Genomic DNA, 16,144 nt, shown 5'->3' with positions numbered 1-16,144 from the left:
GCGGTTCATTTCATTGAATATTAGCGACCCAACAGTGGATTATGATTTTATATATTGCTGAAAAACCCAGTTTAGGTCGTGCTATTGCCGATGTTCTGCCAAAACCACATAAAAAAGGTGATGGCTTTATCACTGCTGCTAATGGTGATTGCGTGTCATGGTGTATTGGCCATTTGCTCGAACAAGCAGAACCGGACGCCTATGACGATGCATTTAAGTCATGGAAACTCGAACACCTTCCCATCGTGCCACAAACGTGGAAACTACAGCCAAAACCTAAAACACGCAGTCAACTTACGGTGTTACGAAAATTGGTCAAGCAAGCATCATCGATCATTAATGCTGGCGATCCAGACCGCGAAGGGCAGTTGCTGGTCGATGAAGTGATTTCTTATCTGGGTGTAAAAGGAGACAAGCTGAGTCAAGTTCAGCGCTTGTTAATCAGTGACTTAAACCCACAAGCGGTAAAACGTGCATTAGGGCAATTACGCAGTAACCGAGAGTTTATTCCATTATCGACCTCTGCATTGGCCCGCAGCCGTGCTGATTGGCTATATGGCATGAACATGACCCGAGCCTACACGATTCAAGGCCGTAAAGTGGGTTACCAAGGCGTGTTGTCGGTTGGTCGAGTACAAACACCGTTACTCGGGTTAGTGGTACGCCGCGATGATGAAATCGCTGATTTTACCCCTAAAGCATTTTACGAAGTATTAGCCCATTTATTGACAGACCAACAACAAGCATTCACCGCAAAATGGCAACCTAGCGAAGCATGTCAGCCATATATGGATGAAGACGGACGAGTATTAGCTAAAGGTTTAGCCGAAAATGTCGTTGCCCGTATCAATGGGAAACCAGCGGAAGTCACTAAAATTGAGGCTAAAGATAAGCGCCAAAACCCACCATTACCTTACAGCTTATCGGCACTGCAAATAGATGCAGCTAAACGTTTTGGCCTGTCAGCGAAAGAGGTACTGGATACTTGCCAAAGTTTGTATGAGCGCCACAAATTGATTACTTATCCGCGCTCAGACAGTCGCTATTTACCTAAAGATCAGCATGCTTTGGCGCCAAAAGTATTGGACGCCGTGCTCAAAGGCGCTTCAGGCTTAATTGAGGGTTGTGAGTCTCCTAATAGTAAACTTAAATCTAAAGCGTGGGATGACACTAAAGTAGATGCTCACCATGCGATAGTGCCAACTGAAAAGGTGGCTAATTTATCGACATTATCAAGCAACGAAGCTAAGTTATATCAACATGTGGCAAGGCAATATTTAGCCCAGTTCTATCCCGCTTATATCTATGCAGAAACCGCAGTTGAAGTGACCATTGCCGGTGGATTATTTACCACTAAAGCACGTCAAGATAAAACCTTAGGCTGGAAACAACTGTTTAAACGGTCTTCCACTGCAAATCAATCTAGTTCTAATTCAACTAGCAGCGACGACGACAATGAAGACGCGGTACAGTCTTTACCGCCACTGGTTAAAGGTCAAATTTTGCATTGTCAGCGTGGTGAATTACTACAGAAAATGACCCAAGCGCCGAAGCATTTTACCGATGCGACATTATTGGGCGCGATGACGGGTATTAGCCGTTATGTGACAAACAGCGAGATTAAAAAAATCCTTAAAGAAACCGATGGTTTAGGTACAGAGGCCACACGTGCAGGAATTATTGAATTGCTGTTTAAACGCGGTTATTTAATTCGCCAGGGTAAATCGATATTGGCCACCCCTGTGGGTACTGGCTTAATCCGCAGTTTACCCGAATCAGCAACCACGCCCGACATGACCGCATTATGGGAAAATAGCTTGGATGCTATCAGCCAAAAACGTTTAAAGTATGATGCTTTTATGCAGCCATTGTTGAGCCAATTAGATGGCCTCATCACTCAAGCATCGAGTCAATTACCCTCAGCATTACAAGGTGTTGCCAGTAGCGCGCCAAAGCGCAGTTTTAAAAAAACGTATAAAAAGAAGGCTAAAGCGAAAAGCTAAATTGGCAAGAGTTACTTGCATTACAGTCTAGGTATTTCGGAAATATAACTGTGTTAACTCACCATTAGGAACTTTGTAAATGTCATTGTGAACTTTTAAACCATTAAGTTCATATAGTAGATATTTACAGACAAAAATACTAATAACCTAGGAAAATAAAGGAGAGTGTTATGAAAAGCACACTAGTGTTAACGATATTTGCAGCAAGTTTATTGTCTTATGCATCTAATGCCACAGCAGATAAAACCATTTTAGCTGGTGGATGTTTTTGGTGTATGGAATCAGATTTTGAAAAGCTTGATGGCGTAACCGATGTGGTCTCAGGATTTACTGGCGGAAACATCAAAGACCCTACCTATAATGGTAACCACAGTGGTCATTATGAAGCGGTTGAAATAACATACGATCCTAGCAAAGTGAGTTACACCGAGCTGTTAGAACATTACTGGGTGAACATTGACCCTTTTGATGCAAGCGGACAGTTTTGCGATAAAGGTTCTAGCTATTTAAGCGCGATTTTTGTGGCAAACGACACAGAAAGAGAAATTGCACAACAGTCTAAAAGCAATGTTGAAAAGCAATTTCCTAATAGTAAAGTTGTGACGCCTATTTTAAATGCTTCAATTTTTTATCCTATAAAAGGCGATGAAAGTTATCATCAGGATTACTATAAGAACAACCCAATTCGCTATAATGCTTATCGCTGGAATTGTGGCAGAGACAAAAGATTAAATGAAATTTGGGGTGATAAAGCGACACATTAGGCTTAATTTATGGCAGTCGCTACTTGTATTTTGGCGCTTCAGGTACCCCCCATACAAAAGCAAAGGGGTATGGGGGTTGCGAAGAATTTGATTGTGAAAAAGAATGTGAGTGTGAAAAAAAGTTAGAGTGTGAAAAAGAGTTAAACCCTTTAGAAAAAGCACTTTTTTGAATTAATCGTTTTTTAGGGTTATGTTGGCGTATAACAACATAACAAAAATATTATTTGCAGGCAGGCAGGCAGGCAGGCAGGCAGGCAGGCTTAGGCACCGATTTGCCGCAGCTCCGTGTATTATCACTATCAAATTGAATTATGATTTTATACTGAATAAAATAAAACAAGGAATAGGATTAATGAAAGATTCAAGGAATGAAATAGCGAAATATGGAATAACCTTTGGAACAGCGTTATCTATCGCTATTTCATGGAGTGTAAATAAGTCAGTTTTATGGGCAATTTTTCATGGTTTTTTATCTTGGTTTTATGTCATCTGGCACGTCGTTACGCGATAGTCTTTTGCTTTTCCAACGCTGGAGTTAGCGAACGTTAAAACGTTAATGCCGTAGGCCAGAATTGAATAAGGTTATCGGAATAATAATGAATAAGATGTCATAGTTAGTCTTATCAATCCAACACGCTTTTATCGAGTATGCCTTTCTCTATTAGTTGCAGTAAAATACTGCGAGTTTTGTCTTTAAGCATGTCACGCAGTAATCGCGCAGCGGGTGTAATAGATTGTCTGCTAGGAAATACTAACCAGAGTTCAGTGGATTTAACGGGATAGTCCGCCATTATCCTCACTAGGTTATTGGTCAGTAAGTCATGTGACATGTCTAAGCATGACTTAGCTGATATTCCTTTGCCATTAACGCACCAACGTCTAACTAAGTCTGCATCATTGGCAACCCGGTCACCGGATACTTTTACTTTAATACTGTTGTCAGCTTTGGTGAACTCCCAGATGTCGTGAGTTAAGTTTTGTAATTGATATAGCAGGGCATTATGTTCTGCCAATTCTTGTGGATGTGTTGGGGTGCCAAATTTATCAAGGTAAGTTTGTGATGCACAAATTAGCCTTGGCACATTACAAATTTTAAAGCCGTATAAATTAGCATCATTAGGTGAACCATAACGTAAAGCTAAATCGACAGCGTCGCGATAAAAGTCAACGTTGGCATCACTAATGCTGACTCTCAAACTCACTTTTGAATGAGTATCCATAAATTCATCAAGCCAAGGGATTACAATATTACGCCCCAGATCCGATGATATGGCTAAGCGTAAGTCACCATCAATAATGTCCAGCTCACCTTTCATGTTTTGCTTTGCTTGCTCCAGCATTAACATGGCTTGCTCACACTGCGGTATATACTTTTCGCCAGCGCTCGATAAACGAAGTTGCCGGGTGGTGCGAATAAAAAGTTCAACGCCTAAACTGGCTTCAACGCGTTTTAATGCAGCACTAGCGGTGGCGGTGCGCATGTCTAGATTGGTTGCCGCGGCAGTGATGCTGCGAAACTCTGCGACTTTAAGCACCACATAAAGGTCTTCTAATAACATGATTATCGATTTTTAATTGATAATGTTTCAATTATTATGCTGTTTATGGGAGATAAAACAAGCGCTAATATAGCTTCATCAAGTTTGAGCAACCTTATTTTATATATCACAGGAACAATCTTATGAAAGCTATTGGATATAAACAGTCTCTTGAAATTTCGAACCCAGAATCTTTAATCGATGTGACATTGGATCAACCCATTGCAACAGGTCGTGATTTATTGATTAAAGTGAGTGCCATTGCAGTTAACCCTGCCGATTATAAAGTGCGCTTAAACATGCCACCTGCAGACGGTGAAGTTAAAGTGATTGGTTGGGACGCGGTTGGCGAAGTCATTGCAACAGGTGATAAGGTAAGCCAATTTAAACCGGGTGATGTGGTGTACTATGCTGGTGATATTACTCGCACAGGAAGTAACGCTGAATATCAGTTAGTTGATGAACGCTTAGTGGGCATGAAGCCTAAAAGCTTGTCGAATGCAGAAGCTGCAGCACTACCATTAACGGCGATAACAGCATGGGAATTGTTGTTTGAGCATTTATCGATTAAGCAGCAAAGCCCTGGCGCGAAAGAGAAATCAAACGAAGTTATTTTGGTTGTTGGCGCTGCCGGTGGTGTGGGTTCTATATTTGTACAATTGGCTAAAGCCATTACGGGTGCAACTATTATTGGTACCGCATCACGTGCAAGCTCAAGTGAGTGGGTTAAGAAATTGGGTGCGGACTATGTTGTCGACCACACTAAACCGCTTGTTGCGCAAATAGCGGCATTAAACATTGGCCCTGTTACTCATGTTGCGAGTCTAAACAGCACCGATACTTATTTTGACAGTTACACAGAGTTATTAGCACCGTTTGGTAAGATTGCGATGATTGACGATCCAGTTGCGCTTGATGTGACTAAATTAAAGCTAAAGAGTTTGTCATTACATTGGGAGTTTATGTTTGCTCGTTCGATGTTTAACGCAGTCGATATGGATGAGCAGGGACGTTTACTTAACCGAGTAGCGGATCTTGTCGACCAAGGTTTTATTCAAACTACGTTAGGCCAGCACATGGGCGCAATAAATGCTGCAAATCTTCGTGCTGCACATGAGGCGTTAGAAGCTGGCCGTGCGATTGGTAAAATTGTGTTAGAAGGGTTTTAATTAAGACCTTAAATTATATTATTGAGTAATGTTAAATACTTATATTATCGAACACTTATATTATCGAACAGGAATCAACATGTCACATTTAACGATTGTAGCCAATATTAAAGCCAAAGCGGACAAAATTGAATTGGTGAAAACTGAGTTACTGAAGCTGATTGACGTTACACGCGCTGAACAAGGGTGTATTAGCTATGAATTACACCGAGACAATGATAACTCTGCTCACTTTATGTTTTATGAGACTTGGCAGACACGTGAATTATGGCGTGTGCATATGGAAAATCAGCATTTAGCCGATTTTGTGGCTGCAACTCAAGGCGCTGTTGATGAATTTACGTTGAATGAAATGACCGTTATCGACTAGTTTTATTCAAGTTGGCGATTCAATTGAATGACATCCAAAAGCAGAACATAAAATGTTCTGCTTTTTTGTCGATTTTTTTTAGTCTCTTATGAGACACTCAAGTGATAAATCGACTTGATTAAACCTAGTTCAGGTTAAATATTAGGATAAGTGGCAAGATGGAAATCAGATTTACGCAGTTGCAGTGTTGTTCATCGAGTGTCACTGTCGATATTGATGATTGGGTGATTGAATCACAACAATCTTGGGGGGTATTTAGCACCGAAGGTGATGTCGGTGCATTACTTGGTCAGTTATTAACCCAGCAAGTTGATGCACAAACCTTAACGTATAGTGGCGATATTACCGGTGTCACGCCAGCTTGTGTGGCATTAGTGTCATTGCTTGAGCAACAATCACTGCTTGAAGCTATTTTAGAGCAAGATGACAGTGAGTCACTGGGATATACCGATCCTAAAACGACCGTGTTTGGGGTTGTTTTTAATCAATGCCATGACAATGACTTAACCCATCAATTGCTGCAGCAATTAGATTTAACGCATTTAAGCTTAAGTCCTTTTGCTCAATTGTCTACCGGTGAAGGCCGCCGAGTCATGCTTGCCCGTGCAGTAGCAACTCAAGTGCCTTTTTTAGTGCTCGACGAACCTTATGCAGGTCTTGATGTTGCACACAGACAGACTCTGACTAAATATTTACAACAATTATCTCAAACCAAACAGATACTGGTCGTGGTGTCGCGTGAAGAAGATATGCCAGATTGGATTGAACATGTTGCTATGTTTAGTCATGGTAAATTAGACACTATGATGACCAAATCACAGTGGGATAACCATCCTGTTATTGCCCAGTTAACGGCGCAAGCGGGTCAACAAAGTGATGATATATTGGCGCTAATTCGTCGTCACAGACACAAGCCATTATTTGCTAACCCGGTTTTTCAGTTAAACAATGGACGAGTGGCTTACAGCGATAAAGTGATTTTTTCGGGCGTGAACTGGCGTATTGATAATGGCGTGCATTGGCAAGTAAAAGGGCCAAATGGTTGCGGTAAGAGTACTTTGCTTGGGCTTATTTTTGGCGACCATCCACAATGTTACAGCAACGACATTGATATTTTTGGCAAAAAAAGAGGGTCTGGCGAAAGTATTTGGGAAATTAAACAGCATATAGGTATGGTGTCTTCGGCATTACATCAGCAATATCGGGTTAACTGTAGCGCACTGGATGTGATTGTTTCTGGTTTTTATGATTCTATTGGTTTGTACCAAAAACCGACGGCACAACAAATATCTGTCGCTACAGAATGGTTGGCCATTTTACACATGGGCCATTTAAGTAAAACCGCTTTTCGACAATTAGAATATGGCCAACAACGCTTATTACTCATTGCTCGCGCCATAGTGAAACAACCGACCTTATTGATCCTCGATGAGCCTTATCAAGGTTTGGATTATTTGGGACGCCGACTGATTAAAAATGCCCTTGAACTCATTGCCAAAGAACACTTAAGTCAATTGTTGTATGTCTCGCATTATCAAGAAGATAGCCTAGACAGTATTCAGCACTATATTGAGTTTGTGCAAGATGAAAACCAAGATGGTTATCGGGCGGTGGTTTCTCAGGGGTAATACCGTCGTGTTAAAAGAGTTTCTAAATAGCTAACTTAAGTTGGCTATTTTTGTTTGTGAGTTTATTTTCTAATAATAATTGATAATGTTTCAATTATTATGCTGTATATGGCGATTAAACTTTTGTATATCATAACCACATTAACGCAGATAGCCTTGAATATTGAGTGAATTGAGCTGTAATAGGGCTATAGACATACAGCGACACGCTTAAGGAAACTGATGCTACTTGATACACCCATTTGCGATTATGACTGGAAAGCCCCTGATTTCACCTTGAAAGATGCCAATGGTAATGCTTTTACCATGAGTGAGCACTTAGGAGAAAAGGGCTTATTGATCATGTTTATTTGTAATCATTGTCCTTATGTTAAAGCCATTGCGACGCGTTTAGCTGCGGATACAAAGCAATTAATGGCTGAAGGCATCAATGTGTTAGCGGTCATGTCTAATGATTATCATGAAGTTGAGGCCGACTCGCCACAAAATATGCTGCGTTTTGCCAAGCAACATGGTTTTGAATTTGCTTATTTAGTGGATGAAGATCAGCAAGTGGCTAAGCAATATGGTGCAGTGTGCACTCCTGACTTTTTTGGTTTTAATCATTTCGGTGAATTGCAATATCGTGGCAGGTTAGATGATGCGCGTTTGCAAGATGCGCCGAACAGAGAACCTGAACTACTACAAGCCATGCAAATGATTGCTGCAATAGGCAAAGGGCCTAAACAACAAACAGCCAGCATGGGTTGCTCTATTAAATGGCGATAAGCCATTTTAGTTAGCTATAAATTTAATGAGCTATAAACCTTGAAAAATTGTTTTTAAGCACAATAATAATGCAAAGAAAGTTTCAAGTTAACTGTGTTGTTAACTAATTGTATTTATTGTTAATTTGTATTTTGTTTTTTTGAGTTTAGTTTGAGTTTAGTTTGAGTTTTAGATGTTATTTACGACAAATAGTTGTGACTAACAAGGCTAGTTACTCGATGATATTAATCAACAGCATTAATCAATGTCGTTAACTGCCAGTCCTTTTAATGATTGTAAAATCGAGATATCACATGACCAATGCCATTATTGCTGATTTAGAAAAACGCTACACCGCCAAACGCTACGATGCGACTAAACGCGTGCCAAAAGAAGATTTAGCCGTGATTTATGACGCTATGGTGTTATCGCCGTCATCAATTAACTCTCAACCATGGAAGTTTATCGTGATTGAAAGTGACGAGGCCAAGCAACGTTTACATGACTCTTATGCTAATAAGTTTCAGTTTAATCAACCGCATGCTAAAACGGCTTCACATACTATATTGTTTGCATATAACCCTAAGTATACCCGTGAAGATTATGCCAAAGTGGTAGATCAAGGCATTATTGATGGCCGTACTAAGCCTGAAGATCGCGAAGCTGCATTTGGTGGATACGCATTTGTTGACTTAAACACTGATGAAGCGGGTAACAATGCGGCTTGGACTAAGTCACAAACCTATTTAGCATTAGGTAACACTATGCATACGCTAGCGCGTCTTGGTATCGACTCTACGCCAATGGAAGGTGTTGATAGTGAAATGCTAGGCCAAATATTTGCTAAAGAGCTGGACGGTTATGTGTGTGAAGTCGCATTAGCATTTGGTTATCATCATTCAGATGAAGACTACAACGCCAAGTTACCAAAATCTCGTTTAAACATTGAGCAAGTATTACAGGTTTTATAATTGATAAGTCGCTATTTACGCGACTGATATTAATGAAAAAGGGGCATAAGAGTAATCTTATGCCCCCTTTTTTAAGTTACTGAAGCTGAACACGTTGACCAGTATTGAGTCACTAGCGCAAACAGTGGCCACGATTGAGGCTTATCAATTTATCGAGTACGCGTTCGCCGTCCATACGAATACCATTGTGCTCATATTCTGATGTGAGCCAGTACTTAAGGTTAGCCACTTTTTTAGTGGTTTCTAAACTGTATTGCATTTCGACAAACATATCTTCGCTGTATATCGCGGCTGCAACCGGGACTTTATTATTCGCCAGTTTCTCTAGGTCATATAACGCAGGCCAGTCTTTTTTCGCTGCGATAAGTTCAGCGGCTTGTTGCAGTGGAATGAGTTGTTCAAATTGGGCAAACATCCACGGATAGACCATTTCGCCAGTGAACAATAATGGTTTGTCAGGACGATAGTTAAATTGGCTGTATTGTGCTCGTACTCTGTGTGCGGCCCAAGCTGATGCTTGTTGCTGACAATAAATAGACTCATGCATTAATGCAAAAATAGGGTTGGTGTTATAGTCGAGAAATTGACTGAACTGATGTAAAAACAGTGGATTAATGTCGATACCATGCGGCGTTTCAATTAAGGCTTGCTCAAGCAGATAGTAAACCGCTTCAGGGCCTTGTTCCATACCGATATTAATGCCTAACAACTGCAACATTTCGACCGTGAGTTGCTCGCCAGTGGCTAAGTAGACTTTGTTTTCGTAAAGGTATTTTGCTAAGTCATCGACTAAGGTGCGTGCATCACTAAAACGCTTGAAAAAGTCATTGTTTTTAGCGATGACACGTTGATAAGTGGCTTGATAAACCTCTTCGGCAGGGCGGTCTAGTGAAGGAATACCACCAGTAATGTATGCCTCTTTTAGGCCTTCTGGCGCAGCAGACAAATAATGCAATACACAAAACCCACCAAAACTTTGGCCTAAAATACTCCAAGGTTGGTCTGGCGATAATTTTGCGCGAATATACTCCGCATCTCGAACAATATTGTCTGCACGGAAAAAGCTTAGGTAGTCCGCTTGGTCTGTTGAACTCATGTAGCTTAAGCTGGTGGCATTAACTGGGCTTGATAGTCCGGTGCCCCGTTGATCGAGTAATAATACTCTATATTCAGTTAACGCACGTTTTATCCAACCGTTATTGCTGATCGGTCTGACGGCACCAAATCCTGGCCCACCTTGAAAAAACACTAAATAAGGCAACTTTTTATGTTGGTTCTCAACGCTGACAATTTCCCGAGCGAAAACTGTAATCTGTTTACTTGGACTTTGTTGATAGTCTAACGGCACAGAGAAAAAGTGCTTACGAGCAACAATGTCTGCTAAGGTGAGTTCTGTGTGCATATAATGCCTATTCAGTGTTGATTAATGGGACAGCAAATTTCTTCAAACTCTGATGTACCGGTGCTATTTTTTGGTGTTAGAGGCGCATCTATATGGTTTGATTCATACGGTGCTTGGGCGCTTATTTAGGCGCGAATGGTACTATTTTATGAGCCATCTTAACGATTAACAATCGGTAACTCGATGGAAATCACATTAAATAGGTATCTAGATCAAATCTGCCTAGGTAAAATTAACTGATAATTAACCGAATGATCATAAAGAACGAGGTTGTCGATGAAGTATCAAATCATCCCCGTAACGCCTTTTCAGCAAAATTGTAGTGTTATATGGTGCGAAAAGACCTTAAAGGCTGCGGTTGTTGATCCTGGTGGCAATATTGACCGAATTTTAGCTGAGGTGGCTAAGTTAGGCTTAAGTGTTGAACAAATATTATTAACCCATGGTCATATAGATCATGTTGGTGGAGCAGCTGAATTAGCCAGAAAATTAGCTATTCCGATTATAGGCCCGCACATAGCGGATAAATTTTGGTTAGAAAATTTAGTTAAACAAAGTCAAAACTTTGGTTTTCCACGCGCTGAAGCTTTTGAGCCGAATCAGTACCTTAATGAAGGTGATGAAGTGAGTGTGGGAGAACAACATTTACAGGTGTTGCATTGTCCAGGGCATACACCCGGACACATTGTTTTTTATGATAAAATGGCTGATTTAGCTTGGGTTGGCGATGTGCTTTTTAGAGGCTCAATTGGTCGAACTGATTTTCCGCAATCTAATCATCAAGATTTACTTCACTCCATTACCACCAAATTATGGCCATTAGGGCTCAATGTCAGTTTTATTCCCGGTCATGGGCCTATGTCGACGTTCGCTGATGAGCGACAACATAACCCTTTTGTTGCCGATCAGTTATTTGATTAACAAATTGTTATGTGATCAGGTCATTGAGGTTATTTATTAATAAGTTGAAACCATTGATTCTTTGCATTGTAAACGCAGTCTGTTAGCTTAAGATAATGCGTTTACAAATGATGGACAACCAACATGGTTCAACACCTCGTTGATTTACTCGATACCTGGTTACCTTCTTATCAAGAAGACTGGGTACTCGCCGTTCTTACCCAAGTACAAGGGTCTTCTTACCGCAAACCTGGCGCCATAATGCTATTTCATCCAATGGGTAAAAGCCTAGGGATGTTAAGTGGTGGTTGTCTTGAGGCGGATTTACGTCGTCACGCCCAACGTGCGATTCAAACTCAGCAAGTTATTCAGTTAACCTATGACGCAACCGATGAGTCTGATACCAGTTATCAGCTGGGCTGTGGTGGTATTGTTAATATCATGATGGTGTCGTTAAATAAATCGAACAATTATCTTGGTTTGGTGAGTGTCCATGACGCCTTAATGCGTGGTCATGCAGGTGTGTATCAAATTGATGTTGTTGCAGATGGCACGCCGGTCAATAAACTAAGTGGTCACTTTGTCGAACAAGGCGCCGAGCTATCAACATCTGTCACTCTCAATAGTAAAACTCGCGCAGTAGTCGATCAAGATAATACTGTGTTGCATATTCCAGTTAGACCACCAGTACACATTGGTATTTTTGGTGGTGGCTTAGATGCACAACCTATTGCACAAATGGCGCAAACACTTGGTTGGAAAGTCAGTGTGTTTGATGAACGTACTGCTTATGCGCGTACTTATGATTTTCCTGGATGTCAGATCATCAAGAAACCAACAGCAGAAGTGTCTACAACACTTTTGGCTAGTTTAGATGCCGCCTTTGTGATGAGCCATAATTTACAAATTGATGCTAAAACATTACAGGTACTCCAAACCATACCTTTGGCTTATATTTCGTTATTGGGTCCTACCCATCGTCGTGACAAGGTGTTGAGCATGGCTGAACTCAGTGTCGATGATTTTAGTGGCTATTTTTCGGCACCTGCAGGGTTAGCATTAGGCGGCGAGCTGCCTGGTTCGGTTGGGCTCAGTATATTATCTCAATGCCATGGAGTGCTGTATCAAAGTCAGTTAACCAGCCTTGATACGGTGATGTTGTCATAAACTCTCAGAGTACATGCATTCATGAAGCCTAAAATTGTTACTGTAATCTTAGCCGCTGGCGCTAGCAGCCGTTTTAACGGTGCTAAAATTGTCGCCAAAGTGCAAGGCGAACTAAGCTTACTTGAGCATTGCCTGCAGACTCTCGATCGCGTCACCACCGCAGTGGGTATCGCCCCAGCGGTGGTAATGTTAGGTGCACATCAAACGGATGAAGTATTGGCGATCACTGCGGATCATCATCGGCTCATCAATGATAATTGGCAGTTAGGCTTATCAAGCTCGGTAAAACTTGCAGGGCGTTATGCTCAAAGCCAACAAGCAGATGCAATGTTAATCGTATTAGCCGACCAAGTGGCTTTGCAAGAAACAGAGTATTTGCAATTGATAGAAGCCTATATTCGTAATAACTTAACTACTTGCGCTTTTTACCTGCAAAATGTGGGTGTTCCAGCTATTTTTTTAGCTGAAGATATTAATGTTTTGATGTCGATTGATGGCGATAAAGGTGCTAAAAGCATTTTAAAACAACATGATAAAAATAATAGCTTGAACGTTGTTCAGATGGAACAAGCGCAATTTGATATTGATACACCAGCTGACTTAGCTCGTTGGTTAGATAATAAGGATTAATTATGACAACCCCAACACAAAAACTGATGGTAAATGGAAAGGATTTCACCCTCGATGCTGACCCTAATATGCCCGTTCTTTGGGCATTGCGTGACATATTAGGCCTAACTGGCACCAAATTTGGTTGTGGCGCAGGGCTTTGTGGGGCATGCACTATTCATGTTGACGGTAGTCCTATGCGCGGGTGTTTAACCAGTTTAAAACAAGTACAAGGCAAGCAAGTTACCACTATTGAAGGTCTTGAGGCTGAAAAGTTAAAGCAAGCTTGGTTAGAACATAATGTACCGCAATGTGGTTATTGTCAGGCGGGGCAGTTAATGTCTGCTGCTGCGTTATTAACCTCGACGCCCAAACCTACTGAAACACAAATAGCCGATGCCATGTCGGGTAATATTTGTCGTTGTGGGACTTATCCACGGATAAAAGCCGCTATTCAATCGGCTTCGGAGGCGTAATCATGACCACATTTACAGCAGTTGAAAATATTAGTCGTCGTAACGTATTAAAGATATTTGGTGCAGTCGGTGGTGGATTAGCGTTAGGCGCAACAGGCTTAAGTTGGAGCCCAATGGCGTTAGCTCAAGACAAGCAAGCAATGATGAACTTGTTTGTGGCCATTGGGGAAGATAATAAGGTGTATTTGACTTGTCATCGATCTGAGATGGGACAAGGGATCCGAACGGGCATACCACAAATTTTAGCTGATGAATTGGAAGCTGATTGGGATAAGGTTGTCGTGGTTCAAGGTTTAGCAGACAAACGTTACGGCAGCCAAAATACCGATGGTAGCCGCAGTATCCGTAAGCATTATCAACGTATGCGCCAAATGGGCGCAACCGCCAGAACCATGCTTGAACAAGCCGCAGCACAAATATGGCAAGTTCCAGTGACTGAAGTGTACGCTAAAGCTCATAAAGTCCATCACAAAGGCAGTAAAAAGAGTCTTACTTACGGTGAGTTAGCACTAGTTGCAGCGACATTAGCGATGCCAGAGTTAGATTCGGTTGTGCTCAAGCCCGAAAGTGAATTCACTCATATCGGTCAATCCCACACCATTGTCGACATGGATGCGATGCTAACGGGTAAAGCAATATACGGATATGATATTAAACTCGATGGAATGTTGTATGCCAGTATCACTCGTCCGCCAGTGTTAGGCAGTGATGTGGTTAGTGTTGATGATGCAAAAGCTCGTAAGATTGCTGGGGTGGTTGATATTATTACTTTGCCAGTGCCTAAAGGTGCGCCATTATTCCAAGCTCTAGGTGGGGTTGCCGTGATTGCAACAAACAGCTGGAGTGCAATTGAAGCACGTAAAGCGTTAACCATTACCTGGTCTAAATCGATTAATGATAGTCATGACTCAGAGACATATTTGCAAGGCTTGGTCGAGCGAGTTAACCAACCGGGTAAAGTGATGCGTCAATTAGGTGAGTCTGTTACTGATTGGCCACAAGCTTCTACGGTTAAGGCCGTTTATACCGTTCCGTATTTAACTCATGCAATGATGGAGCCGCCAGTAGCAACGGCGAATGTGACGGCTGAAGGTTGCGAGTTGTGGGCTTCGAGCCAAACACCACAAAGTACCCAGCAAAATGTGGCAGGTGCGTTAGGCCTTAAAGAAGAGCAAGTTACGGTTAATGTGACTTTGTTGGGCGGTGGTTTTGGACGTAAATCTAAGCCGGACTTTAGTGTTGAAGCCGCTATTTTATCGCAAAAACTCAATAAGCCGATCAAAGTCTGCTGGAGTCGAGAAGACGAAATTCAAAACGGTTATTACCATGCGATCAGTGCACAGATGTATCAAGTTGCATTAGACAGCAATAAGATGCCGACAGCATTATTAGCGCGTACTGGTTTCCCTTCAATTAGTTCAACATTTGCCGAAGGTGTTGAATATCCTTCAGCTGGCGAACTTGATTTAGGTTTTAGCGATGTACCGCTAGCCCTTAAAAATATCCAACTTGAAGCCGTTAAAGCTCCTGCACACACTCGTATAGGTTGGATGCGATCAGTATGTAATATTCAACATGCTTTTGGTATTGGCAGTTTTGTCGACGAAATAGCGGTAAATGCTAACAAACCCTGTGTGCAAATGTGGCGTGATTTATTAGGTCCGTCTCGAATTGAGCCGTTTGAAAATCAAGCTTTTACTTATGGTAATTACGGTGAGGAGTTAGCGGATCATCCTGTTGATGTGGGCCGTTATCATAAGGTGTTAGATAAGTTAGAAGCGGTAATGGCAGATGCGCCTAAAGCGGCTGAAAACCAAGGTTGGGGTATGGCTGTTCATCGCAGTTTTGTTAGCTATGTTGCGGTAGCAACATTAGTTGAAGTGGTGGATAAACAGCTCAAAGTATTGAAATCCATAGCGGTGATTGACGCCGGTAGAGTGGTTAATCCTGATCGGGTTAAATCACAACTAGAAGGCGCAATCATTTTTGGGCTAAGTTTAGCCATGATGGGCGAAATCAGCTTTAAAGATGGCAAGGTTGAACAATCTAACTTCCATGATTATCCGTTATTGCGTTTACCGCAATGCCCTGATATTGAGACCTATATTATTGAGTCTACGGCAAAACCTGCCGGTGTTGGTGAGCCAGGCGTACCGCCTGTTGCGCCGAGTTTAACCAATGCGATTTTTGCGGCCACGGGGATCAGATATCGCGATTTACCGCTTAATAAGTTTTTATCGATCTAGCCATTTTCGTGAGCTATAGCACTTAAGTTTTATTATCTTAAGCCGATAATAAATAAGCCAAATGCCTAAGTGTATGCGCACTTAGGCATTATTATTGTGTGCAAAAAAAATTTAAAAATGTTGGTTATTGAATAGTAATTGAATCTGAATAATC

At 41.5% G+C, this 16,144-nt stretch carries 14 protein-coding genes; 12 read left to right on the top strand and 2 right to left on the bottom strand.

Annotation, left to right across the window (positions count from 1 at the left end):
• The first annotated feature begins 41 nt into the window (after positions 1 to 41).
• Together AAEY94_RS18005 and msrA are read left to right on the top strand one after the other, a co-directional pair.
• Positions 42 to 2,003, top strand: coding sequence for a DNA topoisomerase III (locus AAEY94_RS18005; protein ID WP_350979462.1), 1,962 nt, complete (start codon positions 42 to 44; stop codon positions 2,001 to 2,003).
• 170 nt (positions 2,004 to 2,173) lie between these two features.
• On the top strand, positions 2,174 to 2,767 hold the full coding sequence (gene msrA / locus AAEY94_RS18000) for a peptide-methionine (S)-S-oxide reductase MsrA (RefSeq protein WP_101086730.1): 594 nt from the start codon (positions 2,174 to 2,176) through the stop codon (positions 2,765 to 2,767).
• A gap of 623 nt (positions 2,768 to 3,390) precedes the next feature.
• Here msrA and AAEY94_RS17995 read toward each other — a convergent pair.
• Positions 3,391 to 4,326 (bottom strand): LysR family transcriptional regulator, encoded by a 936-nt coding sequence (locus AAEY94_RS17995; protein ID WP_350979459.1) that lies wholly within the window; start codon positions 4,324 to 4,326, stop codon positions 3,391 to 3,393.
• Between the two features lie 122 nt (positions 4,327 to 4,448).
• Here AAEY94_RS17995 and AAEY94_RS17990 point away from each other — a divergent pair, with 122 nt between their 5' ends.
• The 5 genes from AAEY94_RS17990 to AAEY94_RS17970 all read left to right on the top strand — a co-directional run bounded on the left by AAEY94_RS17990 (position 4,449) and on the right by AAEY94_RS17970 (position 9,190).
• Positions 4,449 to 5,474: a zinc-binding alcohol dehydrogenase family protein gene (locus tag AAEY94_RS17990; protein WP_350979457.1), complete on the top strand. Its 1,026-nt coding sequence runs from the start codon at positions 4,449 to 4,451 to the stop codon at positions 5,472 to 5,474.
• A gap of 79 nt (positions 5,475 to 5,553) precedes the next feature.
• Positions 5,554 to 5,844, top strand: a complete 291-nt coding sequence (locus AAEY94_RS17985; RefSeq protein WP_162023430.1) for a putative quinol monooxygenase — start codon at positions 5,554 to 5,556, stop codon at positions 5,842 to 5,844.
• Between the two features lie 158 nt (positions 5,845 to 6,002).
• On the top strand, positions 6,003 to 7,472 hold the full coding sequence (locus AAEY94_RS17980; protein ID WP_335691476.1) for an ATP-binding cassette domain-containing protein: 1,470 nt from the start codon (positions 6,003 to 6,005) through the stop codon (positions 7,470 to 7,472).
• A gap of 222 nt (positions 7,473 to 7,694) precedes the next feature.
• Entirely contained in the window at positions 7,695 to 8,240 is a 546-nt protein-coding gene (locus AAEY94_RS17975; protein WP_335691478.1) for a thioredoxin family protein, read from the top strand.
• A gap of 293 nt (positions 8,241 to 8,533) precedes the next feature.
• Positions 8,534 to 9,190, top strand: a complete 657-nt coding sequence (locus tag AAEY94_RS17970; protein ID WP_350979453.1) for a nitroreductase family protein — start codon at positions 8,534 to 8,536, stop codon at positions 9,188 to 9,190.
• Between the two features lie 112 nt (positions 9,191 to 9,302).
• On the opposite strand, the gene AAEY94_RS17965 is transcribed toward AAEY94_RS17970, so the two are convergent.
• Positions 9,303 to 10,592, bottom strand: a complete 1,290-nt coding sequence (locus AAEY94_RS17965) for an alpha/beta fold hydrolase (RefSeq protein ID WP_182744985.1) — start codon at positions 10,590 to 10,592, stop codon at positions 9,303 to 9,305.
• A gap of 276 nt (positions 10,593 to 10,868) precedes the next feature.
• On the opposite strand from AAEY94_RS17965, the gene AAEY94_RS17960 reads away from it, so the two are divergent.
• The 5 genes from AAEY94_RS17960 (at position 10,869) to AAEY94_RS17940 (ending at position 15,990) form a co-directional block, all read left to right on the top strand.
• A complete protein-coding gene (locus tag AAEY94_RS17960) occupies positions 10,869 to 11,513 on the top strand; it encodes an MBL fold metallo-hydrolase (protein ID WP_350979451.1) in 645 nt (214 codons plus the stop codon).
• Between the two features lie 123 nt (positions 11,514 to 11,636).
• Positions 11,637 to 12,659 (top strand): XdhC family protein, encoded by a 1,023-nt coding sequence (locus AAEY94_RS17955; protein WP_162023425.1) that lies wholly within the window; start codon positions 11,637 to 11,639, stop codon positions 12,657 to 12,659.
• Positions 12,660 to 12,680: 21 nt separating this feature from the next.
• The gene (locus tag AAEY94_RS17950) at positions 12,681 to 13,289 is read left to right on the top strand and encodes a nucleotidyltransferase family protein (protein WP_182744982.1); all 609 of its coding nucleotides are present in this window, start codon (positions 12,681 to 12,683) and stop codon (positions 13,287 to 13,289) included.
• 2 nt (positions 13,290 to 13,291) lie between these two features.
• Positions 13,292 to 13,744, top strand: a complete 453-nt coding sequence (locus AAEY94_RS17945) for a (2Fe-2S)-binding protein (RefSeq protein ID WP_101086741.1) — start codon at positions 13,292 to 13,294, stop codon at positions 13,742 to 13,744.
• 2 nt (positions 13,745 to 13,746) lie between these two features.
• Positions 13,747 to 15,990, top strand: coding sequence for a xanthine dehydrogenase family protein molybdopterin-binding subunit (locus AAEY94_RS17940; protein WP_182744981.1), 2,244 nt, complete (start codon positions 13,747 to 13,749; stop codon positions 15,988 to 15,990).
• The last annotated feature ends 154 nt before the right edge of the window (positions 15,991 to 16,144 follow it).

The organism is Shewanella sp. AC34-MNA-CIBAN-0136 (assembly GCF_040309945.1).
Lineage (GTDB): Bacteria > Pseudomonadota > Gammaproteobacteria > Enterobacterales > Shewanellaceae > Shewanella.
The sequence above is the reverse complement of the archived record's forward strand: the minus strand, read 5'-3'. Positions and strand labels throughout refer to the sequence as shown.